The organism is Klebsiella sp. JB_Kp042, assembly GCF_040065275.1.
GTDB lineage: Bacteria > Pseudomonadota > Gammaproteobacteria > Enterobacterales > Enterobacteriaceae > Klebsiella > Klebsiella quasipneumoniae.
In genome coordinates this window covers 57,856-83,621 of record NZ_JBEAJL010000027.1, presented here as the reverse complement: position 1 = coordinate 83,621, position 25,766 = coordinate 57,856, and the positions used below count along the sequence as shown (strand labels likewise).

Here is a 25,766-nt window from a genome sequence, read left to right as displayed (position 1 = left end):
GCCCAAACGTCAGGGTGGTAAGTACGACAGTCTGAAATCGCGTATGGTTGCTCATTAAGCAGACAAAAAGCCGTTTTTGCGAGACGCGGCAATTTTTTCCCGACCATTTTCACTTTTACTTAAAGATGACAGAAATGTGACAACCCAGGACTGTCTTCTCTGGAATGATTATGACGTAAGGAAATTCTAATGAAAAAGCGTGTTCTTGCCCTTTGCCTGGCCAGTTTCTTCTCCGTTAACGCCTTCGCGCTGGTTCCCCCCGGTAACGATGTCACCACCAAGCCCGATCTCTACTATCTGACCAATGCCCAGGCCATCGACAGCCTGGCGCTGTTGCCGCCGCCGCCGGCGGTGGGCAGTATCGCGTTCTTAAACGATCAGGCGATGTATGAGCAGGGGCGCCTGCTGCGCAACACCGAGCGCGGGAAGCTGGCGGCAGAGGATGCCAACCTCAGCGCGGGCGGCGTGGCTAACGCTTTCTCCAGCGCCTTTGGCTCGCCGATCACCGAAAAGGACGCGCCGCAGCTCCATAAGCTGCTGACCAATATGATTGAAGACGCCGGCGATCTGGCGACCCGCGGCGCGAAAGAGAAGTATATGCGCATTCGCCCGTTTGCCTTCTACGGTGTCTCCACCTGCAACACCACCGAGCAGGACAAGCTGTCGAAAAACGGCTCTTACCCATCCGGGCATACCTCCATCGGCTGGGCCACCGCCCTGGTGCTGGCAGAGATCAACCCGCAGCGGCAGAACGAAATTTTGAAGCGCGGCTATGAGCTCGGCGAGAGCCGGGTGATCTGCGGCTATCACTGGCAGAGCGATGTCGATGCGGCGCGCATCGTCGGCTCCGCGGTGGTCGCCACGCTGCACACCAACCCGGCCTTCCAGCAGCAGTTGCAGAAAGCCAAAGACGAATTCGCCAAAACACAGAAGTAACGTCATCGCCGTTGAACTCCCGGATACGGCGCCTGGCGCGCCTTGTCCGGGCTACCTTTGGGGCTGCAGGCCGGGTCACGCGCACGCCGCCGCCCGGCATAGATGCGGCTCCGAGCCTGCTGCCATCGCCCGGCGGCGCTGTGCTTGAGCGGGCCTACATTGAGGGGTAACCGTCTGATATCGGGATCGTTATGTAGGCCGGGTAAGACGCAGCCGCCACCCGGCGAAATAACGGCACAATCGTAAATTTCCCTGCTCGCGCTGCGCTTAGCAGGGCTACCACTCCTGTGTTATGTCCGGGCAGATGGCGCTCCCGATATATCCTCTGCGTTATGTCTGGCATAGCGCAGGGAGCGCACAGGGGGCCAGCACCGGCAGTTTCAGCAACAATGGTGAATAAATTAACGACAGGTCGTACGAACGTAGGCCGGGTAAGGCGCAGCCGCCACCCGGCGTAACACGCGCTGACTCAGAATCGCGTCACAAACGGCGCGGTATCCGGCAGGGCAATGGTGGTTGAGGCTTTCAGCTGCGGCGTGCCCAGATAGAGGAAGCCGACGATTTTATCCTGCTCGCGGCACCCGAAGCCGGCCCGCACCACCGGGCTCTCGGTCAATGCTCCGCTGCGCCAGATGCCGTTGAATCCCTGGGCCAGGGCCGCCATCTGCATCGCCATCACCGCGCAGCCAGCGGACATCTCCTGCTCCCAGCGCGGCACCTTCGGGTGGTCTTCACAGCGCGCCACTACGGTAATGATCAGCGGCGCGCGAAACGGCGCATTGCGGGCTTTCTCTATGCCCTTCTCATCCTGGCCGGCCTCCCGGGCCCCCTTTTCCAGCAGCTGACTAAAGCGTTCGCGGCCGTCATCGGCGATAATGAAAAAGCGCCACGGCTGCAGGGCGCCATGATCCGGGGCGCGCAGCCCGGCGCGCAGAATGTTTTCCAGCTGTTCGCCGGCCGGGGCCGGTTCCGCCAGGCGGGAAGCGCTGCGGCGATTAAGCAGTAGGTCGAGAGCATCCATCTGTATAACTCCTGTGATGTCATTTTTCATAAAATTAACATGCACAAGGATTTTGTTACAGCGCGGTCGGTGATTCCTGCTGACAACCGACGGCTCACTCTTTAGGATAGCCAGACGCGGCGGCCCCTGCGGCCTGCCCATTTTTAGATAACGTTAGGGAGAATACATGCGAACCCTTTGGCGACTGATTGCCAGCTTTTTTAAATGGACGTGGCGGATACTCAACTTTATTCGCAAACTGGCCCTCAATGCGATCTTCCTGGTGCTGGTGCTGGTGTGTATCGGCATCTGGAGCCAGTTCAGCAGCACCACCAGCGAACATGCCGCGCGCGGCGCGCTGCTGCTGGATATTACCGGCGTGGTGGTGGATAAACCGTCCGCCAGCAGCAAGCTCGGCGTAATTGGCCGCCAGCTGTTTGGCGCCAGCTCGGACCGTCTGCAGGAGAATTCTCTGTTCGATATCGTGCAGACCATCCGTCAGGCGAAGGATGACCGTAATATCACCGGTATTGTGCTGGATCTGAAAAACTTCGTCGGCGGCGATCAGCCCTCCATGCAGTACATCGGTAAAGCGCTGCGCGAATTCCGCGACAGCGGCAAACCGGTGTATGCCGTCGGCAGCAGCTACAGCCAGGGCCAGTACTACCTGGCGAGCTTTGCCAACAAAATCTGGCTCTCTCCGCAGGGCGAGGTGGACCTGCACGGCTTCGCCACCAACGGGCTGTACTACAAGTCGCTGCTGGATAAGCTGAAAGTCTCCACCCATGTCTTCCGCGTCGGCACCTATAAATCCGCCGTCGAGCCTTTCATTCGCGATGACATGTCCCCTGCCGCCCGCGAAGCGGACAGCCGCTGGATTGGCGAACTGTGGCAGAACTACCTCAACACCATCGCCGCCAACCGGCAGATCACCGCCCAGCAGCTCTTCCCGGGCGCCCAGGGCATTATCGATGGCCTGCGTAAGGTGGGCGGCGATACGGCGAAATATGCGCTGGACAATAAGCTGGTAGATGAGCTGGCGACCTCCACGGAAGTGGAAAAGGCGCTGACCAAACAGTTTGGCTGGAGCAAAGCGGATAACAATTACCGGGCGATCAGCTATTACGACTACAACGTGAAGACACCGTCTGACCAGGGTTCCGCCATCGCGGTGATCTTCGCCAACGGCGCCATCATGGACGGCGAGGAGACCCCGGGCAACGTCGGCGGCGACACCACCGCTGCGCAAATTCGCGATGCGCGCCTCGACCCGAAAATTAAGGCCATCGTCCTGCGCGTCAACAGCCCGGGCGGCAGCGTGACCGCCTCGGAAATCATTCGCGAAGAGCTGGCGGCAGCCAAAGCCGCGGGTAAACCGGTGGTCGTTTCAATGGGCGGCATGGCGGCCTCCGGCGGCTACTGGATCTCCACGCCGGCGGACTACATTGTCGCGAACCCAAGCACCCTCACCGGCTCCATCGGCATCTTTGGGGTGATCAACACCGTGGAAAACACCCTTGGGTCGATTGGCGTCCATACCGACGGCGTCGCCACGTCGCCGCTGGCGGATATCTCCAGCACCAAAGCGCTGCCGCCGGAAGTGCAGCAGCTGATGCAGTTGAGCATTGAGAACGGCTATCAACGCTTTATCACCCTGGTGGCTAACGCGCGTAAGAGCACGCCGGAGAAAATCGACCAGATTGCCCAGGGCCACGTCTGGACCGGGGAAGATGCCAAAGCCAACGGTCTTGTCGACAGCCTCGGCGACTTCGACGACGCGGTGGCCAAGGCCGCCGAGCTGGCGAAGCTGAAAACCTGGCACCTCAACTACTATCAGGAAGAGCCCACCTTCTTCTCGATGGTGCTGGACAGCCTGACCGGTTCGGTACGCGCCTCGCTGCCGGCCGCCATTCAGGCCTGGCTGCCTGCGCCGGTGGCCGCGGCAGCCGAGACGGTGAAAGCCGAAAGCGACAAGCTGGCGGCGTTTAACGACCCGCAGAACCGCTATGCCTTCTGCCTGACCTGCGCCAACATCCGTTAATACGCAGCGGCTGCCCCGTCTCCCGGGGCAGCCTTTTTTCCGCACCTGCCAGCGCCGCCACAAAGCGAGCGGCCAACACTGTATTTTTTCCTCCGTCTCTTTATACTGCGCCTGTCTACGACCAACCTAAGCGATGCTATGCAAAAAAAATCGATTTACGTTGCCTACACCGGTGGGACCATCGGTATGCAGCGCTCTGAACACGGCTATGTACCCGTTTCCGGCCATCTCCAGCGTCAGCTGGCGCTGATGCCTGAGTTCCATCGCCCGGAGATGCCGGACTTCACGATCCATGAATACCATCCGCTGATGGATTCATCCGATATGACTCCTGAGGACTGGCAGCACATCGCCGACGATATCCGCAGCCATTACGAGGAGTATGATGGCTTTGTGATCCTCCACGGTACCGACACCATGGCGTTTACCGCCTCTGCGCTGTCATTCATGCTGGAAAACCTCGGCAAACCGGTGATTGTGACAGGGTCACAAATCCCGCTGGCCGAGCTGCGCTCCGACGGCCAGATCAACCTGCTCAATGCCCTGTACGTCGCCGCCAACTATCCGATTAACGAAGTGGCGCTGTTCTTCAACAATCGGCTGTTCCGCGGCAACCGTACCACTAAAGCCCATGCCGACGGCTTTGACGCCTTCGCCTCGCCAAACCTCGCGCCGCTGCTGGAGGCCGGGATCCATATCCGCCGTCTCGGTACCCCGCCGGCGCCGCAGGGCTGCGGAGAGCTTATCGTGCACCCCATCACCCCGCAGCCGATTGGCGTGGTGACGATTTACCCCGGCATCTCCGCCGACGTGGTGCGTAATTTCCTGCGCCAGCCGGTGAAAGCGCTGATCCTCCGCTCCTACGGCGTCGGCAATGCGCCGCAGAATGGCGAGTTTATTCAGGTGCTGGCGGAAGCCAGCCAGCGCGGCATTGTGGTGGTCAACTTGACGCAGTGTATGTCCGGGAAAGTGAACATGGGCGGCTATGCCACCGGCAATGCCCTCGCCCAGGCGGGAGTCATCAGTGGTTTCGATATGACGGTGGAAGCGACGCTGACCAAGCTACACTATCTGCTGAGCCAGCAGCTTGACGTTGACGCCATTCGCGCGGCGATGCAGCAGAATCTGCGTGGCGAACTGACCCCTGACGAAGCTTAAGGAGGACGTATGGCGCATCGAGCGCTGTTACTGGTTGATTTGCAGAACGACTTCTGCGCCGGCGGCGCGCTGGCGGTTCCCGAAGGCGACAGCACCGTCGAGGTGGCCAATGCGCTTATCGACTGGAGCCTGGCGCGCGGCGAGCCCATCGTCGCCAGCCAGGACTGGCATCCCGCGGATCACGGCAGCTTCGCCAGCCAGCACCAGGTGGAGCCCTACACCGTGGGCGACCTGGATGGCCTGGCGCAAACTTTCTGGCCGGATCACTGCGTTCAGCACAGCGAAGGCGCGGCGCTGCATCCCCTGCTCAAGCAGCAGGCCATCGCCGCCGTGTTCCACAAAGGGCAAAACCGGGTCATTGACAGCTACAGCGCTTTTTTTGACAACGGTCACCGGCAGAAAACTGAACTGGACGGCTGGCTGCGTGGTCAGGGGATCGTAGAGCTGACCGTGCTCGGCCTCGCCACCGATTACTGCGTTAAGTTCACCGTGCTGGATGCCCTGGCGCTGGGCTACGCGGTCAACGTCATCACCGACGGCTGCCGCGGGGTGAATCTTCAGCCGCAGGACAGCAGCCAGGCGTTTATGGAGATGGCCGCCGCAGGCGCCACGCTCTATACCCTCGACGACTGGCGGGAAACCCACGCCTGATCCCTTCCCCGGCGCGCCCGCGCCGGGGCTTCTTCTGCCGCTTCGTTATCGTCCATAAATTGAACTCTCTCGCAGTTTCAACAGGTTATTGCTGGTAGTCTGGCAAGGTTGTTTTTTCGCCACGCCATTTCCGTGGCGCGGTTATTTTTTTTATGTCAAAGAGGAACCACTATGAAACGTTTGCCCTTGCTGGCAGCCTTGCCCCTGCTTTGCGCTTCCGCGCTCTCTGCCCAACCGCTGATGTCCGTCGGCTATTTCAACGGCGGCGGCGACGTCACTGCCGGGCCGGGCGGGGATATCGACAAGCTGGACGTCCGGCAGATCACCCATCTCAACTACTCGTTTGGCCTTATCTATAACGATGAAAAAGACGAGACCAACGCAGCTCTGAAGGATCCTGCTCATCTGCACGAGATCTGGCTGTCGCCGAAGGTGCAGGCGGATCTGCAAAAGCTCCCGGCCCTGCGTAAACAGAACCCGGACCTCAAAGTCCTGCTGTCGGTCGGCGGCTGGGGAGCGCGCGGTTTCTCCGGCGCGGCGGCAAGCAAAGAAACCCGGAAGGTGTTTATTCAGTCTGCGCAGGAAATTGTTGAAAAATATGGTCTGGATGGGATTGACCTCGACTGGGAGTTTCCGGTCAACGGCGCCTGGGGGCTGGTTGCCAGTCAACCGGCCGATCGCGATAACTTTACCGCGCTGTTAAAAGAGCTGCGCGCAGCGTTTGGTACCAGGAAACTGGTTACTATCGCCGTGGGCGCCAACGCCGAAAGCCCGAAAAGCTGGGTGGACGTTAAAGCGATTGCGTCATCGCTCGACTACATCAACCTGATGACCTACGACATGGCCTACGGCACGCAGTACTTCAACTCGAACCTGTATGACTCCAGCCACTGGCCGACGGTCGCCGCGGCGGATAAATACAGCGCCGATTTTGTGGTCAACAATTACCTGGCCGCCGGGCTTAAACCCAGCCAGATGAACCTCGGAATTGGTTTTTATGGCCGGGTGCCGAAACGGGCGGTCGAGCCGGGGATTGACTGGAGTAAAGCGGATGCGCAAAAGAACCCGGTCACCCAGCCCTATTTTGGTCCACAGCAGATCGCGCTGTTTGCCTCGCTGGGCTATGACCTGAGCAAAGACACCTACGTGAAATACAATGATATCGTGGGCAAATTGCTCAACGATCCGCAGAAACGCTTTACCGAGCACTGGGACGATGAGGCGAAAGTCCCGTGGCTGTCGGTGCAGTCCGCGGAGGGCAAGCCGCTGTTCGCCCTCTCCTACGAGAACCCGCGCTCGGTGGCCATTAAAGCGGACTACATCAAGGCGAAAGGCCTCGCCGGAGCGATGTTCTGGGAGTATGGCGCCGATGACCAGAACCAGCTGGCCCGCCAGCTGGCGGAATCGCTGGGGATCAAACACTAATCGCGGCTGTTCCGCCGCATCGCCGCCGCCGGGCGGCGTGACGCAGGCAGCATCGCCGGCAATGCAGGTATATCGCGCCGCCCGGGATAGGTTATGATGCCTGTTATCCGCTGCGCCAGGGGCTGGCGCAGCTTAACCGTTTGACAGGAGGCAGGGGGCCATGGCCTATATCCCCAAAAATTACGCACGTCTGGAAGTGGGTTACCGCGAAAAGGCGCTCAAGCTCTTTCCCTGGGTATGCGGACGCTGCTCACGGGAGTTTGTCTACTCCAATCTGCGCGAGCTGACGGTGCACCATATCGATCACGACCACTCCAATAACCCGGAAGATGGCAGCAACTGGGAGATGTTGTGCCTTTACTGTCACGATCACGAACATTCCAAGTACACCGAAGCCGATCAGTATGGCTCCACGGTGGTAGCGGGCGAAGATGCGCAAAAGAGCGTCGGCGAGGCCACCTACAACCCGTTTGCCGACCTGAAAGCAATGATGAATAAAAAGTAAGCGAAGCGACTGACCGCCGGGCGCGGTCATTGACGCTACCCTTGTCCGGCGCCGGATCACCCGACGCCGGAACGTCTCCCCGCCGGCCGGCGGTTTATTGCAACTTCACGGTGGCGATCGGCTTCGGCACGATGCCGAAATCTTCCTTCAGCTGCTGTTTGCTCTTCATCACCATCTGCCCGCGGGTGTCGATGGTCATATGCTGGGCGTCGGTGTTATACCGGGCCTGCCACAGCATCACCAGCTGCAGGCTATTTTCCTTCTGCTCCGGCGTCAGCGCCACGCCATCCGGCCATTTTCCCAGCTCTACCGCCGTCGCCAGACGCTGATACACTTCCGGGGTCATGCTGTCGATAATTTGCTCAATATCCATCTTCCGCTCACCTCCACCTGGAATAATTTGCTGAATCGTTTCTTCAGCCCTCAATCTGCTCGCCGTTCTGCTCATCGGTGAAGCTGAGCGACGCCGAATTGACACAATAGCGCTCGCCGGTCGGCTGCGGGCCATCCGGAAACACGTGACCGAGATGGGCATCACAATTTCCGCAGCGGATCTCAATGCGCTGCATGCCGTGGGAGCTGTCGTCCAGATAGCGAATGGCCTCTTCGCTTACCGGCTCGTAGAAGCTCGGCCAGCCGCAGCCGGAGTCGTATTTGGTCTGGGAGTTGAACAGCGGCGCATCGCACACCAGGCAGTGATACACGCCATTTTTCTTGTTGTGCAGCAGCCGTCCGGTGAAAGGCGGTTCGGTGCCATGATGTTGGGTTACGTAAAACTGCATTTCGCTCAAGCCGTTTTTCAGCTCTTCCGGGGAGGGTTTATTTGCCATGGGCTTACATCTCGCTTTGCAATGGACAACTTTCGCCCCAATTCTAACAAAACATTAACAATGAAGCGTACACTTTTGTTCTAAACTTATCCGGTGCCCACAGGCAGCCAGATAATTGTGACTTAAATCACGTTTTTATCTTAAATGCCCTTTAAAATTCCGCGCGCAGCCCCCATATGGAATTGGGCTCAAAGGGAGAGTGAGGCAAATCAATCGCGCAAGGTGTGCTCAGGATTGATTTGTCGCAATGATTGACACGATTCCGCTTGACGCTGCGTAAGGTTTTTGTAATTTTACAGGCAACCTTTTATTCACTAACAAATAGCTGGTGGAATATATGACTATCAAAGTAGGTATCAACGGTTTTGGCCGTATCGGTCGCATTGTTTTCCGTGCTGCTCAGAAACGTTCTGACATCGAGATCGTTGCAATCAACGACCTGTTAGACGCAGAGTACATGGCTTACATGCTGAAGTATGACTCCACTCACGGTCGTTTCGACGGCACCGTTGAAGTGAAAGACGGTCATCTGGTCGTTAACGGTAAAAAAATCCGTGTTACCGCTGAACGTGACCCGGCTAACCTGAAGTGGGACGAAGTTGGTGTTAACGTTGTTGCTGAAGCAACCGGTATCTTCCTGACCGACGAAACCGCTCGTAAACACATCACCGCTGGCGCGAAAAAAGTCGTTCTGACTGGCCCGTCCAAAGACAACACCCCGATGTTCGTTCGCGGCGCTAACTTCGACACTTACGCTGGCCAGGACATCGTTTCCAACGCATCCTGCACCACCAACTGCCTGGCACCGCTGGCTAAAGTCATCAACGACAACTTCGGTATCGTTGAAGGCCTGATGACCACCGTCCACGCAACCACCGCTACTCAGAAAACCGTTGATGGCCCGTCTCACAAAGACTGGCGCGGCGGCCGCGGCGCAGCTCAGAACATCATCCCGTCCTCTACCGGCGCTGCTAAAGCAGTAGGTAAAGTACTGCCAGAACTGAACGGCAAACTGACCGGTATGGCGTTCCGCGTTCCGACTCCGAACGTATCCGTTGTTGACCTGACCGTTCGTCTGGAAAAAGCAGCGTCCTACGAAGAAATCAAGAAAGCTATCAAAGCCGCTTCTGAAGGCGCAATGAAAGGCGTTCTGGGTTATACCGAAGACGACGTTGTTTCTACCGACTTCAACGGCGAAGTTTGCACTTCCGTGTTCGATGCTAAAGCAGGTATCGCACTGAACGACAACTTCGTTAAACTGGTTTCCTGGTACGACAACGAAACTGGCTACTCCAACAAAGTTCTGGACCTGATTGCCCACATCTCCAAATAAGTTGAGATGAAAAAGTAATCTGTAAGAGCGACTTCGGTCGCTCTTTTTTTTGTCTGCAGAGATAGGATTGCACAATGATAAATAAAATTTTTGCTCTCCCGGTGAATGAAACCATTTCGCCCGTTATCTCCCGTCGCCAGCTGGACGACCTGGAGCTGATTGTCATCGACCATCCGCAGGTGAAAGCCTCTGTGGCGCTGCAGGGGGCGCACCTGCTCTCCTGGAAACCCGCCGGTGAAGAAGAAGTCCTGTGGCTGAGCAACAACACCCCATTTAAACAGGGCGTCGCCCTGCGCGGCGGCGTGCCGATTTGCTGGCCGTGGTTTGGCCCATCGGCGCAGCAGGGCCTGCCGTCGCACGGCTTTGCCCGCAACCTGCCGTGGACCCTGGAAGGGCATGATGAAGACGACAGCGGCGTGATGTTGACCTTTGCGCTGCAGAACAGCGCTGAAACCATGAAGCTGTGGCCGCATGAGTTCACCCTCTATGCCCGCTTCAAGCTGGGCAAGACCTGCGAAATCGAGCTGGAAGCCCACGGCGAATTCGAGACCACCTCTGCCCTGCACAGCTACTTCAACGTTGGCGATATCGCGGCGGTGAAAGTGAGCGGTCTTGGCGAGCGCTATATCGATAAAGTGAAGAACGCCGAAGAAGGCGTTCTGAACAACGGCGTGCAGACCTTCCCGGATCGTACCGACCGCGTCTATCTCGACGCCGAAGGCTGCAGCGTGATCCACGACGACGCGCTCAGCCGCACGATCGACGTGGTGCATCATCATCAGCACAACGTGGTGGCCTGGAACCCGGGCCCGGCGCTGTCCGTCAGCATGGGCGACATGCCGGACGATGGCTATAAAACCTTCGTCTGCGTCGAAACCTGCTGCGTGACCCAGCCGCAGAAAGCCAGTGAAGAGACCCCGTCTCGCCTGGCACAAACCATCAGCGTGAAAAAACGCTAACCGCAAAAAGCCCCGTTTATCACGGGGCTTTTTCTCTTCTCCACCTGGATGCGCTGTGGGTTAAACCATATCCAACCGGGTTTTCCGCGGCGGCGGCGGATAGAGGCGATCCAGCTGCGCAAGCTCTTGCGGGCTGAGAACGATATCAAGCGCGGCGGCATTCTGCACCACATGCTCGATAGTCGCCGCTTTCGGGATCGCCAGCATTCCCGGATGACGAATCACCCAGGCCAGCAGCAGCTGCGCCACCGTCACGCCCCGCGCGTTAGCCATATTGATGATATCGGTATGCTGAAAAAGTCCATCGCGTAAGCGCCCCGCCTGCGCCAGCGGGCAATAGGCCATCACCGGCAGGGTGTGCTGCTGACACCAGGGCAGAAGATCGTATTCAATGCCCCGCGACGCGAGATGATAGAGCACCTGGTTGGTGGCGCAGCGTTCGCCGCCCGCCGTGCGCCACAGCGCCTGCATATCGTCGGTGTCCAGATTGGAGACGCCCCAACGGCGGATTTTGCCCTCGGCCACCAGCCTTTCCATCGCCTCGACCGTCTCCTGCAGGGGGATATCGCCCCGCCAGTGCAGGAGATACATATCCAGATAGTCGGTCTGCAGCCGGCGCAGACTGTTTTCACAGGCGCGGCGCATCGCCGCTCCGCCGGCGTGCCAGGGATAGACTTTGGAGACCAGCGTCACCCGGTCGCGCAGGCCGCGGATCGCCTGGCCCACTACCTCCTCCGCCCCGCCGTCGGCATACATCTCCGCGGTATCGATTACCGTCAGGCCATGGTCGATGCCCGCGCGCAGTGCAGCCACCTCCTGCTGACGCTGCGCCGCGTTCTCGCCCATATACCAGGTTCCCAGCCCGATGGCCGGAACTGCCGCCTGCTCGCCAAAGCATACTGTTTTTTTCACCATCGTCTCCTTCTTCGCGCCCTGCACCACCATAAAGCAAAACAGGGCGCGAAGCCCTGTTTTGATGCATAAAGCGCACTGTAATAATGCACAATCAGAAGGTGTAGGTGATCCCGGTTGAGATTAGACCGCTCCAGGATTTGTCCACCATCGGGCTATCGGTAATTTCATCCGACAGACGCGTGTAGCGCGCAATACCGTATACGCTCCAGTCGCCGAGGAAGCGATAGTTGGCCGCCAGCTCCAGATACGGGTTCCAGCTGCTGTCCGGATCGTAGCTGCGCATCCCGCTGCGACGGGACTCATGCTGCGAGACGCCATAGTAGTATTCGTTCTGATTGTCGCTGTTCCACTCGACGCCAATGCCCGGCGTCAGCGTCAGGTTCCCGTTGGTGTAGCGGTACAGCCAGGCGAGATCCCAGTTGATACCGTTGCTGTTATCCAGCGTATCGCCGGCAATCGTCGTGCGCAGGAAGCCATAGGGCGTGTTGTGGACATAAGAAAGACCGGCCATCACGGTCGATTTACGTTTATCCAGGCGACGCATTTGTTCGCTATCGCTGTCGCCCGGCTTGAAGTACATCGGCGACCAGTAGGCCGTTATCGACAGCTTATCGTTGGTGTCATTCCACAGGTAGTAACCCCCGCCCAGACCGTGGAACCAGAAGTTATCGCTCTCATAACTAATGACCGGCACCGGATAAACATCCGCATCATACTGCTTGTACGGATGCTCAACGATGCCGACGCCAGCCCCAAGCGTGAACTTCCCATCGGCATGCGCCGCGCTGGCGGAGGTCGCAATCAGCACGCCGAGTGCCAGAAGTTTGATTTTAGTCACAATCCATATTCCCGTTGTCAAATAATCAGCCCGTGCAGTTTACCGTCGTAGGTCTCATGCCTCAAATTCTTTACCCGATATGACACAAATCGTTCACTTTCCCACCCTTCTCTTACCATCTGGTGACAGCCCGATGACAGCTTCACGTCCCGGCGAATCAAAAAGCGTCTTTTTCAGGATGAGTTATTGATATGTCATTGAAATTGATTTTCTGCGGCATGCAAGATTTCTAAATGCATCTACGCTTAAATTTAGAAGGTGTAATTGCAGGGCACATTCACGCTACCCCACCCGCAACCTGGCATAAGGGTTGCTGGATACCAGGAGAGCGATGTTCAGCTTATGTCTTCCGGGGGCCCCCACTATTCATATGAACGGCTCTCAACCTGTGCTAAAAAACGAAAGGACGGCATGCCATGAATATATTCGATCACTATCGCCAGCGCTATGAAGCTGCCAAGGACGAAGAGTTCACACTGCAGGAGTTTCTTACCATCTGCCGGCAAGATCGCAGTGCCTATGCCAATGCGGCAGAACGTCTGTTGATGGCCATTGGTGAACCCGTCATGGTTGATACGGCTCTCGAGCCGCGGCTATCCCGTCTCTTTTCAAACCGGGTCATCGCACGCTATCCGGCGTTTGAAGAGTTTTACGGTATGGAAGACGCCATTGAGCAGATCGTTTCCTACCTCAAGCATGCCGCCCAGGGGCTGGAAGAGAAGAAACAGATCCTCTATCTGCTGGGACCGGTGGGCGGTGGTAAATCATCGCTGGCTGAACGGCTGAAAGCCCTGATGCAGCGCGTGCCTATCTATGTGCTGAGCGCCAACGGCGAGCGCAGCCCGGTTAACGATCACCCGCTGTGCCTGTTCAATCCGCAGGAGGATGCGCAGATCCTTCAGAAAGAGTATGGCGTCCCTACCCGCTATCTCGGCACCATTATGTCGCCATGGGCGGCCAAACGCCTGCATGAGTTTGGCGGCGATATCACGAAATTCCGCGTGGTCAAAGTCTGGCCATCGATTCTCGAGCAGGTCGCCATCGCCAAAACCGAACCAGGCGATGAGAACAACCAGGATATTTCAGCGCTGGTGGGTAAAGTGGATATCCGTAAGCTGGAACACTATGCGCAGAACGACCCGGACGCCTACGGCTACTCCGGTGCGCTGTGCCGCGCCAACCAGGGGATCATGGAGTTCGTCGAGATGTTTAAAGCGCCGATCAAGGTGCTGCATCCGCTGCTGACCGCGACCCAGGAGGGTAACTATAACGGGACCGAAGGGATCTCCGCCCTGCCGTTTAACGGGATCATCCTTGCCCACTCCAACGAATCGGAATGGGTGACCTTCCGTAATAACAAAAACAATGAGGCCTTCCTCGACCGCGTCTATATCGTCAAAGTGCCTTATTGCCTGCGGATCTCCGAAGAGATCCGTATCTATGAAAAACTGCTCAACAGCAGCGAACTGACGCATGCGCCATGCGCCCCGGGCACTCTGGAAACGCTGGCGCGCTTCTCGATTCTGTCGCGCCTGAAAGAGCCGGAAAACTCGAGCATCTACTCGAAAATGCGGGTCTATGACGGCGAGAGCCTGAAGGATACCGACCCGAAAGCGAAATCCTATCAGGAGTATCGCGACTATGCCGGGGTGGATGAAGGGATGAACGGGCTCTCCACCCGCTTTGCCTTTAAGATCCTCTCAAGGGTGTTTAACTTCGACCATGTTGAAGTGGCGGCCAACCCGGTGCATCTGTTCTATGTGCTGGAGCAGCAGATTGAGCGCGAACAGTTCCCGCAGGAGCAGGCCGAGCGCTATCTGGAGTTCCTCAAAGGCTATCTGATCCCGAAATACGCCGAGTTTATCGGCAAAGAGATCCAGACCGCTTATCTGGAATCCTACTCCGAGTACGGGCAGAACATTTTCGATCGCTATGTCACCTACGCTGACTTCTGGATCCAGGATCAGGAATATCGCGATCCGGACACCGGGCAGCTGTTTGACCGTGAATCGTTGAATGCCGAGCTGGAGAAAATTGAGAAGCCGGCCGGGATCAGCAACCCGAAAGACTTCCGTAATGAAATCGTCAACTTTGTGCTGCGCGCCAGAGCCAACAACAGCGGACGTAATCCGAACTGGACCAGCTATGAGAAACTGCGCACGGTTATTGAGAAGAAAATGTTCTCCAATACCGAAGAGCTGTTGCCGGTCATTTCGTTTAACGCCAAAACCTCAACCGATGAACAGAAAAAACACGACGACTTTGTCGACCGCATGATGGAGAAAGGCTACACCCGCAAACAGGTTCGCCTGCTGTGCGAGTGGTACCTGCGGGTTCGTAAATCGTCCTGATGCGTCCAGCCCGGCGGTGCGCCGCCGGGCCAACTGCAGCTGAATGATGATAAGTAAAGTTGGCTAATGCAGTACAGGAGGGCATATGACCTGGTTCATAGACCGACGCCTGAACGGGAAAAACAAAAGCGCCGTCAATCGTCAGCGCTTTTTGCGCCGTTATAAGGCGCAGATTAAACAGTCGATCTCCGAGGCCATCAACAAGCGCTCGGTGACTGATATTGAGAGCGGAGAATCCGTCTCGATCCCGACGGACGATATCAACGAGCCGATGTTTCATCAGGGTCGCGGCGGGCTACGCAACCGCGTCCACCCGGGCAACGACCATTTCGTGCAAAACGACCGCATCGAACGCCCACAAGGCGGCGGCGGCGGCGGGGGCGGCGGTCAGGGGCAAGCCAGCGCCGATGGCGAAGGGAAGGATGAGTTTGTCTTCCAGATTTCGAAAGATGAGTACCTGGATCTGCTGTTCGAAGATCTCGCCCTGCCGAACCTGAAGAAAAATCAGCACCGGCAGCTGAACGAGTTTAAAACCCATCGCGCAGGCTTTACCTCTAACGGGGTGCCGGCCAACATCAGCGTGGTGCGTTCGCTGCAGAACTCGTTGGCCCGCCGGACGGCGATGACCGCCGGCAAGCGCCGTGAACTGCGCGCCCTGGAGGAGGATCTGGAGACCATCAGCCGCAGCGAACCGGTGCAGCTGCTGGAGGAGGAGCGCCTGCGCAAAGAGATTGCCGAACTGCGGGCTAAAATTGAACGGGTGCCGTTTATCGACACCTTTGACTTACGCTACAAAAATTACGAAAAACGGCCGGAGCCCTCCAGCCAGGCGGTAATGTTCTGCCTGATGGACGTCTCAGGCTCGATGGACCAGGCCACCAAAGACATGGCCAAGCGCTTTTATATCCTGCTGTATTTGTTCCTCAGCCGGACCTATAAAAACGTCGATGTGGTCTACATCCGCCACCATACTCAGGCGAAAGAGGTGGATGAACACGAGTTCTTCTACTCTCAGGAGACCGGCGGCACCATCGTCTCCAGCGCCCTGAAGCTGATGGATGAAGTGGTGCAGGCGCGTTATGACCCGGCGCAGTGGAACATCTACGCCGCCCAGGCGTCGGATGGCGACAATTGGGCCGACGACTCCCCGCTGTGCCACGAACTGCTGGCGAAGAAAATTCTGCCGGTGGTGCGTTATTACAGCTATATCGAAATTACCCGCCGGGCGCATCAGACCCTGTGGCGCGAGTATGAACACCTGCAGGCGACCTTTGATAATTTCGCCATGCAGCATATCCGCGACCAGGAGGATATCTACCCGGTATTCCGTGAACTGTTTCACAAACAATCGTCTAAAAGTGAAGCGTAGTGAAATACTCAGCCAGTGAGTCGAGTGACTTGCTGGCTATTTTCCTCAGACACAAGGCCCGATGGCACAGCCATACATCATGTAAAACGGAAACAACGGGGCCATGGCGACGGCGCCAAGCGAGCTAATCGTTTTGGTCTTATCATTGATTGATACCACAACGGGGTGCGCTAACTGGTAGGCGGCGGCCAGATCTGATGCGTCCGATGCCGTCCAAAATCCTGTCGCTTTAAACAACACCCCGAGGCGTTCGTTATCAATCTGCACCGCATGATACTGATTCACCAGCTCGCTATGCTGCCCGGCATCCAGTTTGCGCTGATCCATCACCATCAGATATTCCGCCGTTACCTCATGTTGTTCCACGACAAAGTTAACTCGCACGCCGGAAGCCTGTTGGTGAAAGCGCTCATAAAAGGTCTTATAACGCTGATATTCCTCAGGCACACCGTCACGGACAAAGCGGTAACTGTATTTCGCTGAGCTGGCGACAATACCGGACTCTGTGGGTTTCACCGCCACAATGGTATCCCGAGGCGGCAAGTTTGGCGCGCTGGTACAGCCTGCGAGCATCACCACTACGACCAGCGATAAGATATATTTCACCATTTTCAGCCGTTCCTGTTCGCGATTTTCTCTATGACATCTGGCGTTTTTTTAACACTCCAGGTACAAATCCCTAACCCTGTGTATCATAACTGCCTAATCTGCTTCAAACATCAGCGCGATCGTCAGCGTTGAACTGTTTCTACTCTCAGGAGCCTGCTATGACCCCTTTTTATCAATTGACGGCTACCCGCCTGCGCGGACAGCCCCTCTCCATGGCTGACTATGCTGGCAAGGTGGTTCTGGTGGTGAATACGGCCAGCCATTGTGGCTTCACGCCGCAATATGCTGGCCTTGAAGCGCTCTACAAAAAGTACGCGGCTCAGGGGCTGGTTGTGCTTGGGTTCCCCTGCAACCAGTTTGGCAAGCAGGAACCCGGCGGTGCGGATGAAATCGAGCAGACCTGTCACGTTAACTACGGCGTGAGCTTCCCGATGTTTGAGAAAGTGGACGTCAACGGCCACGCCGCGCACCCGCTGTTTCGTTATTTGAAACAAGCGTTGCCCGGCGTGCTCGGCGGACGGATCAAGTGGAATTTCACCAAGTTCCTCATCGGTCGCGACGGCACTCCCCTCACGCGTTTTGCGCCGTTCACGACGCCGGAGAAAATGGAAGCCGCCATTGTTGCCGCACTCAAACGCTAAGTGTTCCTGTCATTCCACGTTCGCCCAACGGTGGCTGGCTGCCCATGCAAGATAGAGGTCGATCTCACGCGGCCAGCAACCGTCTGTGGTTGGCCTAACTTCCGCCTGCCCGACACGCAGCCTACAGCGGCGACACGGCCTCAACCTCATGCTGAAACACGTAGGGGTCGGAGAGCAGTTCGAATACTTCGTCGTCCGGATAGGTGACCGCGACGTGATAGTCTTCGCCAGCGAAGGCTTTGACCGCCGCGAGATCCTGCCAGTAGGTGGCGAGAAAGAAATGCGCCCATTCGCCCTGGTTTTCCCGGCGCACCAGCGCGCCCCTGTTGCCGGGGATACCCCGGGCGTGTTCCACGCCGGTCAGCTCAAGGTGCTTTGCAAACCCCTCGGCATGTTGCAATGGCACACAGCCGTGCCAGGTCCTGACAATCATTTGCGTTCTCCTGTGGTAATCAACCTCTCACCCTAACATCGACAGGCATTTTTGGGGGAGCGCAACAAGGCGGTGCTGGCAACAACACAAAATTATTTTGCCGGACGGGGATATCCCCTCACTCTGCAGTATTTTCGACTGCGGCGCAGCATTGGGCCGAATATTGCGCGGTGAGTATGACTGTTAGCGGGCGCGGAAAAAATCGTGGCTCGTCAGCCCCGGGGGGTCTTATCGATACACGCCCAAGCCGCGTCCCTTCAGGGCATCGCCAGCCGCTCTTGATGATCCGCAAAGAGAGCGATGAGATGGTCGGCGAGAACCCGCACGCGTCTTGATCCGGCCAGGTCGGAATGCATCACCAGCCAGAGGGTCTGATCCGCGCCGATCTCCGGCTGCAGGCACTGCAGGCCGCTGGCCCGCGCCATAAAGTGCGGCAGGACGCCCAGTCCGAGGCCCGCGGATACCGCGGAAACCTGGGCCACGAGCGTATTGGCTTCGACTTTACAGGGCCTGCCGCGCTGGGTGCGCGTGATCCATTGGGCGGCCGGCAGGTGCTGGTGAGTTTCCGGCCACCCCACAAAGTCCGCCTCGCTCAGCGACAGGCCGTCCGCCCCGGCCAGATAGCCGGCGGCGCCATAGACGCCAAACCCCACCGTCCCCAGACGCTTTAACGTCAGATGCCCGGCCTCAGGCTTGACCATGCGGATCGCCAGATCGGCATCCCGACGGTGCAGGTTCACCGGCTGCACGCCGCTCAGCACCTCCACCCGCAGCTCGGGATATTGGTCCAGGAGCCCTTTCAGGGAGGGCAGAATAAAATGCGTGGCCAGGTTGTCCGCGGTGGCCAGGCGGACAACCCCGGCGACATGCCCCTGCAGTTGCGCCGCTTCGCCGAACGCCAGGCCTGCGTATTCCAGCGCCTCAGCCCGCGCGAGCAGGGCTTCGCCATCGTCGGTCAGGCGATAGCCGCTCTGATGGCGGCTGAAGAGCGGAACGTTCAACGCCTGCTCCAGCCGATCCAGCCGGCGGGAGACCGTGGCAATCCCCATGTTCATCTTGTCGGCGGCGCCGCTCAGCGTTCCCGCCCGGGCGATGGCGAGGAATATGCGCGCATCATCCCAGTTAAATTCTGCGGTCATCTATTTTCCATTTACGGAAAACGACTCTCCGTTTTCCGCTCTTTTTTATCAGTTTCACAGGGATGATACTGCACGCCACTCGCGGAGACAACCAGGCCATCCGGTCGCCTGCTCGCTCCTCACCTGAACGTCCGCGCACCGCGCGGAACGCACCTTTCCTAAGGATACACCTGATATGAAAGAGATTGCTTTACCCCTCCACCCGGCGCCGGTGGGCATGCTCAGCGCCCTGGCGGCGGATTTTCACCAGACGGAATCCGGCATGGGCCTCGCCGTCACCGCCTATGGCTGGGTGGGCGCCCTGGCGGCTCTGCTTTCCGGCGCGATGCCGGCGCGTATTTCCCGCAAGGCGCTGCTGGTCGGGCTGATGCTGATCCTGGCGCTTTCCTGCCTCGCCGCAACCCGGTCTTATTCGATGTTCGCCCTGATGAGCGCTCGCATGATTGGCGCCCTGGCCCATGGCGCCTTCTGGGCCTTAATTGGCATCGTCGCCGCGCAGCTGGTGCCGCCGCACCGGCTGGGGCTGGCCACGGCGATCATTTTTGGCGGCGTGTCGGCGGCAAGCGTAGTGGGGGTACCGCTGGCGAGCTTTATCGCCACCCTGGCGGGCTGGCGACACGCGTTTATGGCGATGGCCTTGCTGTCACTGGCCGCCGCTGCGGCGCTGTGCTCAACGCTGCCCCCGCTGGCCGCCCCTGCCTCCGTCAGGCTGCGTGTTTATCGCGATATTTTCCGCAATCCGCTGCTCGGTGGCCTGTATGGCGCCACGGCCTGCATCATTACCGCTCACTTTGCCGCCTTCACCTACATTGAACCGCTGCTGATAAATCTGCAGGGAGTCCCGGCGACCGCCCTCTCCGGCCTGCTGCTGCTGTCAGGGGTTTCCGGGCTGCTGGGTAACGTTATCGCGGGTAAGCTTATCGATCGTCATCTGAAGGGGCTGATTTTCGCTGCGCTGCTGCTGAGCGGGGGCGCGCTGGCGATCCTTGGCGCCGCCCGTCTTGCGCCACTGCCGTTCTGTTTTAGCGGGCTACTGTTAGCCCTGTGGGGCGCCGGCATCGCGATTGTGTTCGTCGGCTTACAGACCTGGCTGCTGCGCAGCGCGGGCGCGGTCGCCCAGCCGGCGTCAGCCATTTACGTGGCCATTTTTAATGCCGCCATCGGCACCGGGGCGCTTGTCGGCGGCCAGCTGATCGCCTCAGCTGGCCTGTCGGGAATGGTGTGGCTGGCGGCGGGGATCATGGTGGGTAGTACGCTGCTGATCGCCCTGCTGAAAGCGCCCTCGGCCCGCTAAACGCTGCCCTGTAAAACCGCGTTTTCACGGTCCAGAGTGAAGACCTGCCACACGACGCGGGTCGCGCTCAAGGTAAAAATAGCCGTCGCCAGCGTATTTTCCTCATCCGGATCGTCGGGAGACAGCCGGTAAATCGGTAACAGCGGATCCTGCTGGTCGGAGAGCATCGCTTTCGCTGTCACGCCATCCAGCGGCGGGTTCGTCGCCAGCCACGCGTCCAGGCGCCGCTGGCGCGAACCGGAGCTCCCGGTCACGATCTGTTCAATGGCCGCAAGCTGGGGATGGATCAGATGGTTGGCATGCCCGCCGGTGGCGGACAACTCGAGCACCGAGCTGCCGGAGCCGGTGGCTTCCACGCTAAACAGACGGCTATCGCCCATCTGGCCCAGGGTGTGGTGAAACGCGCCCGCGCGCGGCGTGGCGCTCAGCAAAGTGACGGCTTCCTCTAAGGTGGCGGCGTTCAGCGATGCGCGGGCCACAATCTGGCGCGGCATGCCGTCCGGACGATGCACGGCGCGAATATTGTTGACCGTATTGACTATCCCCTTCTCATTCACCGCGAAGGTATGCCCGCACAGGGAGCCGGGATAGGCAAAGCTGGTGAAGGCGAGGCCCACCTCAGGGGTTACGCTGACGATGGCGCACTCTTCACGCAGCTGCGGGAAGCCGTCTTCATTGTGCGCAATGATCAACGCGCCCTCCGGGCTTCTCCCCGCCAGGGTGGTGCAGCCATCTGACGTCGAACGTACCAGATCGCCGCGACAGTTCCAGGCGAACACCTCATCCACCGGCGCCTGCAGCCCCTCCGCCATGCCCTCCAGCTCCTGCCAAATCAGCGGGAACTGCGCCTGCACGGCTGCACGCATGCGCTGGGTCTGTTCCGCCGTTTTCAGGGCGGTTACGGTTTGCCACAGCGCCGTTTGCCTGATTTTAGTATGCCAGGCCTCACGCCCAAACGCGCCAAGCTGCTGACCGACCGCATAGGCGGAACCACGGATTGCGATTGTTTTCATATTGTCATCATTCACTTATGTTCAGGATACGTGTTGCAAAAACTCTTGCAGACGCGGATTGCTGCTGGCCGTGAGCAGCGCCTCAGGTGAACCATCTTCGGCAATGGTGCCGCCATCAATAAAGATCAACCGGGAAGCCACCTCTCTGGCAAAGCCAATCTCATGGGTCACAATCACCATCGTCATGCCCTCTTCGGCCAGGGATCGCATGACCTTTAACACCTCATGCCGCAGTTCGGGATCGAGGGCGGATGTTGGCTCATCAAATAACATCATTTTGGGTTTCACCGCCAGGGCGCGCGCTATCGCCACGCGCTGCTGCTGACCGCCCGAGAGCTCTGCCGGATAGTGGTTGGCGCGTTCACGCAGCCCCACGCGGTCCAGCAACGCCAGCGCCTGCTCCCGCGCCGCGGCCTTGCTCTGCTTGCGCACGCGAAGCGGACCGAACATAACATTCTCAAGGGCGGTCAGATGCGGGAATAAATGAAACTGTTGAAACACCATACCGGCTTCGCGGCGAATATCACACTCATTCGCGTGCGGATCCGTAATGTGCATGCCCGCCACCAGCAGCGTTCCCGAAGAGATCTCCTCCAGCTTGTTAATACAGCGCAGCAGGGTCGATTTTCCCGAACCGGACGGGCCAATGATCACCACTACCTCGCCCGCTTCAATCTTTAAATTGATATCGTGCAGCACCTGAGTGGCGCCGAAGTTTTTCGCCACCGCGCTAAATTCAACCATGCTCATAAAATATGGATCCTTTTCTCAAGTTGTTTCAGCAGGAAGCTCAGGCACAATGTCAAAAACAGATAAATCATCGCCACCGCCGTCCACACCTCCAGCGCCCGAAAATTGCCGGCAATAATCTCTTGTCCCTGACGGGTTAATTCTGCCACGCCAATGACAATAAACAGCGAGGTATCTTTAATACTGATAATCCACTGATTGCCTAATGCCGGGATCATCCGCCGAAAAGCCAGCGGCATAATGACATGCCACAGGGTGCTGCGCGGCGATAATCCCATCGCCAGGCTGGCTTCTTTAAATCCTTTATTAATCGACAGAATCGCCCCCCGGGTGATCTCCGCTATATAAGCCCCGGAGTTAATCACAATGGTGATAATGGCGGCGGGAACCGGATCAATACGCACCGGCAACACCATCGGCAGGGCGAAGTAGATAAACATCACCTGCACCATAATTGGCGTCCCGCGGATGACTTCCACAAACACCAGCGATACCGTTTTGGATATTGTTCCGCCTAATGCGCGGCAGGTGCCGGCCAGCAAGCCAATGATTAATCCACCTAATAAACCTGATAACGAAATAATCAGCGTCAGCTGCAAACCTTGCATCAGCAGCGGCAATGCATCCCAAATATAGCGACTGTCAAAATTCATGCTTCTACCCGTAAAGAAAATATGAGGTCGGATCGCTCCGACCTGGCAGGGTTATTTCGGCTGTTTAGCAAACCACTTTACGTAAATCTTGTCGTAGGTGCCATCGGCGCGCAGGGCCTGCAGGGCCTGGTTGACTTTTGGCGTCAGGCTGCTGTTTTTCTGCATCGCAAAGCCATACTGCTGTGGCAGAATGCTGTCCGTCTCACCGGTGGATTTGACCTTGCCGTTACCCGCCGTCTTCACGTAGTAAAGGACATTCGGTGAATCATGAACCACGGCATCGAGATTACCGGCCTGCAGGTCAAGGTAAGCGTTATCGATATTCGGGAACTCGATATAATTCGCTTTATATTTGCTTTTCATAAAGCTGGCTGCCGCTGTCCCCTGCTTAAGGCCGACTTTTTTCCCGGTCAAATCGCTGAATTTAACAATGGAGTTGTCGGTACTTTTCACGGCCATGAGCAGGTCGGCATTATAATATCCTTCGCTGAAGTCCACGACCTGCTTGCGCGCATCGGTAATCGTTATTCCCGCCATCGCCACATCCAGATTACGTGACTGCAGACCGGGGATCAGGCCGCCGAAATCCATCGGCCTTAATTCGTAGCTGATATGCATTTTCTTCGCAATCGCGTCCCACAGATCGATATCAAAGCCGACATATTTATCGCCTTGTTTAAATTCAAATGGAACAAAGGCAGTATCGACACCCACCGTTATTTTATCTTCTGCTGCTGTCACAAAACTGGCTGAACAAATAACTAATGCCAGCGTCAGCTTTAATTTCTTAAATAATCCACTCATAATTACCCTCAGCGTCAGTGAAATAGCCTACAACGAACGTCATCCTGCGAAATATCTCGCCGGAAGAATTAATAATAAGAGCTGATATGCCGGGCGCAGTTTTATGCGCCCGAATAAAATCGATAACTTATTCAGAAAACAGAGAGTCAGAGGTATCCGGTACTGGCGTTTGCGCGCTGTTCATCACCATGGAGAGAAAACTGTAATAACCGTTTATTCCAATCAGATCCACCACGCCCTTCTCGCCCCATAACTCAATGGCTTGTTGCCAGGTCTCATCGCTGACCTTTTGCTGTTGATGCAGCTGCTGACAGAAGTCATAGATCGCCTGCTCATCGGGCCGCAGATCCGCGGGCCGGCGCCTTTCCTTAATCGCCTGCACCGCCGCGGCAGAGATCCCTTTCTCGCGTGCTATCGGCGCATGGATCGCCCACTCTACCGGCTGCGACCAGTGCCGCGCGGTCAGCAAAATCGCCAGTTCAGAAAGACGCTGGCCCAGCGCGCTGCGATAGCGCAGGTACTCCCCCATACGCTGGGCATGCGCCATCAGCTCGGGGCTACGCAACAGCGGTTCAAAGGGCGGCAGCAAGGCGCCGCGCGGTCCGTTGATGATCTCTTCCGCTAACTGACGCTGCCGATCGTCCCATTCCTGTTCCGCCAGGGGCGGTAAACGATTGATCATAATTTCCCCGTCTCTTCGCGGATCACACAGTCCAGGGTATCGACCACAAAATCGAGCTGCGCCGGGGTGATGATAAACGGCGGTGCAATCAGGATGTGGTCGCCAGACTGGCCATCGATCGTGCCGCCCATGGGATAGACCATCAGTCCGCGCGCCATACAGTTTGCTTTGATCGCGGCGTGCAGCTTCAGGGCAGGATCGAACGGCGTTTTGTCGTCTTTATCGCGCACCAGTTCGACCCCCGCAAACAGGCCACGTCCGCGCGTATCACCGACATGCGGTAACTCCCCCAGCACCTCGCGCAGCGCCTTGTGCAGATAGGCGCCCTGCTGTTTGACAGCGTCCAGTAAATTATCGCGCGCGATCACCTGCTGCACCGCCAGGGCTGCCGACGCGGCGGTGGCATGACAAATGTAAGTGTGACCGTGCTGGAACAATCCGCTGCCCGCCTTCAGCGCGGAGACGATGGTCTCACTCGCCAGCACCGCCCCAATCGGCTGATAACCCCCGCCGAGTCCCTTGGCGATGGTCACTAAATCGGGCACCACGTCGTCCTGTTCAAACGCATGCAGCGTCCCGGTCCGCCCCATACCGCACATCACCTCATCCGCGATGTACAGGATGCCGTATTTGTCGCACAGGCGGCGGACCCCTTGCAGATAGCCCGGCGTCGGCGGCGTGGCTCCCGTCGTCGCTCCCACCACGGTTTCCGCACAGAAACCGATGATCGTTTCCGGGCCGGCCTCAAGGATGGCTTGCTCCAGCTCATTGAGCAGACGTTCGGTATACTGTTGCTGGGTCTCGTCAGCCCGGCGATCGCGGTACTCATTGCAGGCGGAGACGCGGATAACATCCATTAATAAGGGGGCAAACTGGCGACGGCGCCATTCGTTCCCCCCCACCGCCAGCGCGCCCAGCGTATTGCCATGATAGCTCTGTTTACGGGCGATAAAGCGGGTGCGCGATGGCTGGCCGATCTCCACAAAGTACTGCCGCGCCATCTTCAGCGCCGTCTCTACCGCCTCAGAACCGCCCGAGACAAAGTAGGCGTAGTTAAGCTCGCCGGGCGCCGTGCGGGTGAGATGTTCGGCAAGCTGCTCGACGGCATCGCTGGTGAAAAAGCTGGTATGCGCATAGGCCAGCCGATCGATCTGGCGGTGCATCGCCGCCAGCACATCAGGGTGCGCGTGTCCGAGGCAGGAAACCGCCGCCCCGCCACAGGCATCAAGATACGGTTTTCCCTGGGCATCAAAGATATAGGCCCCTTGCGCACGTGAGGCCACCATCGGCGTGCTACGCAGGCTGCGGTGAATGACATGACTCATACTGGGTTCTGCTCCTGAATCCGCTACATTAATTGAGCGTATCTTGCAGGATCCATTTGGATCACGTCAACGAATTAAAGATATAAATGCATCTATTATACTTATAACTGAT

General features: G+C 57.9%; 27 protein-coding genes. 13 read left to right on the top strand and 14 right to left on the bottom strand.

From position 1 onward, the window contains the following. The first annotated feature begins 189 nt into the window (after positions 1–189). The gene (phoC, locus tag ABLV54_RS10395) at positions 190–936 is read left to right on the top strand and encodes an acid phosphatase PhoC (RefSeq protein ID WP_008807621.1); all 747 of its coding nucleotides are present in this window, start codon (positions 190–192) and stop codon (positions 934–936) included. Between the two features lie 469 nt (positions 937–1,405). On the opposite strand, the gene ABLV54_RS10390 is transcribed toward phoC, so the two are convergent. Beyond that, the gene (locus tag ABLV54_RS10390; RefSeq protein WP_023289278.1) at positions 1,406–1,957 is read right to left on the bottom strand and encodes an NAD(P)H nitroreductase; all 552 of its coding nucleotides are present in this window, start codon (positions 1,955–1,957) and stop codon (positions 1,406–1,408) included. Between the two features lie 166 nt (positions 1,958–2,123). Here ABLV54_RS10390 and sppA point away from each other — a divergent pair, with 166 nt between their 5' ends. The 5 genes from sppA to yajD all read left to right on the top strand — a co-directional run bounded on the left by sppA (position 2,124) and on the right by yajD (position 7,716). Next, the gene (sppA, locus tag ABLV54_RS10385) at positions 2,124–3,977 is read left to right on the top strand and encodes a signal peptide peptidase SppA (RefSeq protein WP_004203792.1); all 1,854 of its coding nucleotides are present in this window, start codon (positions 2,124–2,126) and stop codon (positions 3,975–3,977) included. 138 nt (positions 3,978–4,115) lie between these two features. Beyond that, positions 4,116–5,135: an asparaginase gene (ansA, locus tag ABLV54_RS10380; protein WP_032452508.1), complete on the top strand. Its 1,020-nt coding sequence runs from the start codon at positions 4,116–4,118 to the stop codon at positions 5,133–5,135. Between the two features lie 9 nt (positions 5,136–5,144). Further along, complete coding sequence (gene pncA / locus ABLV54_RS10375; protein ID WP_004203790.1) at positions 5,145–5,786, top strand: bifunctional nicotinamidase/pyrazinamidase; 642 nt, start codon at positions 5,145–5,147, stop codon at positions 5,784–5,786. 171 nt (positions 5,787–5,957) lie between these two features. Beyond that, on the top strand, positions 5,958–7,211 hold the full coding sequence (locus ABLV54_RS10370; protein ID WP_032452507.1) for a glycoside hydrolase family 18 protein: 1,254 nt from the start codon (positions 5,958–5,960) through the stop codon (positions 7,209–7,211). A 160-nt stretch (positions 7,212–7,371) separates the two neighbouring features. Then, a complete protein-coding gene (yajD, locus tag ABLV54_RS10365; protein ID WP_002901254.1) occupies positions 7,372–7,716 on the top strand; it encodes an HNH nuclease YajD in 345 nt (114 codons plus the stop codon). Between the two features lie 94 nt (positions 7,717–7,810). On the opposite strand, the gene ABLV54_RS10360 is transcribed toward yajD, so the two are convergent. Both ABLV54_RS10360 and msrB read right to left on the bottom strand, forming a co-directional pair. After that, positions 7,811–8,089, bottom strand: coding sequence for a YeaC family protein (locus tag ABLV54_RS10360; protein WP_004203787.1), 279 nt, complete (start codon positions 8,087–8,089; stop codon positions 7,811–7,813). Positions 8,090–8,132: 43 nt separating this feature from the next. Beyond that, positions 8,133–8,546, bottom strand: coding sequence for a peptide-methionine (R)-S-oxide reductase MsrB (gene msrB / locus ABLV54_RS10355; protein WP_050533948.1), 414 nt, complete (start codon positions 8,544–8,546; stop codon positions 8,133–8,135). A gap of 337 nt (positions 8,547–8,883) precedes the next feature. Between msrB and gapA the strand changes: the two genes are divergently transcribed. After that, positions 8,884–9,879, top strand: coding sequence for a glyceraldehyde-3-phosphate dehydrogenase (gene gapA, locus ABLV54_RS10350; protein WP_050533949.1), 996 nt, complete (start codon positions 8,884–8,886; stop codon positions 9,877–9,879). A gap of 74 nt (positions 9,880–9,953) precedes the next feature. Further along, complete coding sequence (locus ABLV54_RS10345; RefSeq protein ID WP_023289274.1) at positions 9,954–10,838, top strand: D-hexose-6-phosphate mutarotase; 885 nt, start codon at positions 9,954–9,956, stop codon at positions 10,836–10,838. Between the two features lie 60 nt (positions 10,839–10,898). Here ABLV54_RS10345 and ABLV54_RS10340 read toward each other — a convergent pair whose 3' ends face one another. Together ABLV54_RS10340 and ABLV54_RS10335 are read right to left on the bottom strand one after the other, a co-directional pair. Next, positions 10,899–11,753 (bottom strand): aldo/keto reductase, encoded by an 855-nt coding sequence (locus tag ABLV54_RS10340; RefSeq protein ID WP_048334776.1) that lies wholly within the window; start codon positions 11,751–11,753, stop codon positions 10,899–10,901. Positions 11,754–11,844: 91 nt separating this feature from the next. Beyond that, positions 11,845–12,591, bottom strand: a complete 747-nt coding sequence (locus ABLV54_RS10335) for a MipA/OmpV family protein (RefSeq protein ID WP_023289272.1) — start codon at positions 12,589–12,591, stop codon at positions 11,845–11,847. A 416-nt stretch (positions 12,592–13,007) separates the two neighbouring features. On the opposite strand from ABLV54_RS10335, the gene yeaG reads away from it, so the two are divergent. Next, positions 13,008–14,942 carry a protein kinase YeaG gene (yeaG, locus tag ABLV54_RS10330; protein WP_004203779.1) on the top strand — a complete coding sequence of 645 codons (1,935 nt, stop codon included), beginning with the start codon at positions 13,008–13,010 and terminating at the stop codon, positions 14,940–14,942. A gap of 85 nt (positions 14,943–15,027) precedes the next feature. Then, positions 15,028–16,311, top strand: coding sequence for a YeaH/YhbH family protein (locus ABLV54_RS10325; protein ID WP_012968476.1), 1,284 nt, complete (start codon positions 15,028–15,030; stop codon positions 16,309–16,311). A gap of 45 nt (positions 16,312–16,356) precedes the next feature. Here ABLV54_RS10325 and ABLV54_RS10320 read toward each other — a convergent pair whose 3' ends face one another. Beyond that, entirely contained in the window at positions 16,357–16,920 is a 564-nt protein-coding gene (locus ABLV54_RS10320) for a hypothetical protein (RefSeq protein ID WP_050533950.1), read from the bottom strand. 158 nt (positions 16,921–17,078) lie between these two features. On the opposite strand from ABLV54_RS10320, the gene ABLV54_RS10315 reads away from it, so the two are divergent. Then, positions 17,079–17,561, top strand: a complete 483-nt coding sequence (locus ABLV54_RS10315) for a glutathione peroxidase (protein ID WP_050533951.1) — start codon at positions 17,079–17,081, stop codon at positions 17,559–17,561. Positions 17,562–17,682: 121 nt separating this feature from the next. Here the strand turns inward: ABLV54_RS10315 and ABLV54_RS10310 are convergent, their stop codons facing one another. Beyond that, positions 17,683–17,994: a hypothetical protein gene (locus ABLV54_RS10310; RefSeq protein ID WP_032452501.1), complete on the bottom strand. Its 312-nt coding sequence runs from the start codon at positions 17,992–17,994 to the stop codon at positions 17,683–17,685. A gap of 91 nt (positions 17,995–18,085) precedes the next feature. Here ABLV54_RS10310 and ABLV54_RS10305 point away from each other — a divergent pair, with 91 nt between their 5' ends. Beyond that, positions 18,086–18,181, top strand: a complete 96-nt coding sequence (locus tag ABLV54_RS10305) for a hypothetical protein (RefSeq protein ID WP_224222709.1) — start codon at positions 18,086–18,088, stop codon at positions 18,179–18,181. A gap of 70 nt (positions 18,182–18,251) precedes the next feature. Here ABLV54_RS10305 and ABLV54_RS10300 read toward each other — a convergent pair whose 3' ends face one another. Next, the gene (locus tag ABLV54_RS10300; protein ID WP_348814068.1) at positions 18,252–19,133 is read right to left on the bottom strand and encodes a LysR family transcriptional regulator; all 882 of its coding nucleotides are present in this window, start codon (positions 19,131–19,133) and stop codon (positions 18,252–18,254) included. 175 nt (positions 19,134–19,308) lie between these two features. On the opposite strand from ABLV54_RS10300, the gene ABLV54_RS10295 reads away from it, so the two are divergent. After that, complete coding sequence (locus ABLV54_RS10295; RefSeq protein WP_248860870.1) at positions 19,309–20,427, top strand: MFS transporter; 1,119 nt, start codon at positions 19,309–19,311, stop codon at positions 20,425–20,427. On the opposite strand, the gene ABLV54_RS10290 is transcribed toward ABLV54_RS10295, so the two are convergent. The 6 genes from ABLV54_RS10290 to ABLV54_RS10265 form a co-directional block, all read right to left on the bottom strand. Beyond that, positions 20,424–21,440, bottom strand: a complete 1,017-nt coding sequence (locus ABLV54_RS10290) for a C45 family peptidase (RefSeq protein WP_085550723.1) — start codon at positions 21,438–21,440, stop codon at positions 20,424–20,426. The genes ABLV54_RS10295 and ABLV54_RS10290 overlap by 4 nt on opposite strands. A gap of 21 nt (positions 21,441–21,461) precedes the next feature. Continuing rightward, complete coding sequence (gene glnQ / locus ABLV54_RS10285; protein WP_048295788.1) at positions 21,462–22,184, bottom strand: glutamine ABC transporter ATP-binding protein GlnQ; 723 nt, start codon at positions 22,182–22,184, stop codon at positions 21,462–21,464. 2 nt (positions 22,185–22,186) lie between these two features. Then, positions 22,187–22,843 carry a glutamine ABC transporter permease GlnP gene (glnP, locus tag ABLV54_RS10280; RefSeq protein ID WP_023289264.1) on the bottom strand — a complete coding sequence of 219 codons (657 nt, stop codon included), beginning with the start codon at positions 22,841–22,843 and terminating at the stop codon, positions 22,187–22,189. Positions 22,844–22,894: 51 nt separating this feature from the next. Further along, positions 22,895–23,647, bottom strand: a complete 753-nt coding sequence (gene glnH, locus ABLV54_RS10275; RefSeq protein WP_023289263.1) for a glutamine ABC transporter substrate-binding protein GlnH — start codon at positions 23,645–23,647, stop codon at positions 22,895–22,897. A gap of 127 nt (positions 23,648–23,774) precedes the next feature. After that, positions 23,775–24,329 (bottom strand): 4-carboxymuconolactone decarboxylase, encoded by a 555-nt coding sequence (locus ABLV54_RS10270; protein WP_023289262.1) that lies wholly within the window; start codon positions 24,327–24,329, stop codon positions 23,775–23,777. Continuing rightward, positions 24,326–25,654: an aspartate aminotransferase family protein gene (locus tag ABLV54_RS10265; protein WP_023289261.1), complete on the bottom strand. Its 1,329-nt coding sequence runs from the start codon at positions 25,652–25,654 to the stop codon at positions 24,326–24,328. The genes ABLV54_RS10270 and ABLV54_RS10265 overlap by 4 nt, the downstream gene beginning before the upstream one ends. Positions 25,655–25,766 lie beyond the last annotated feature (112 nt).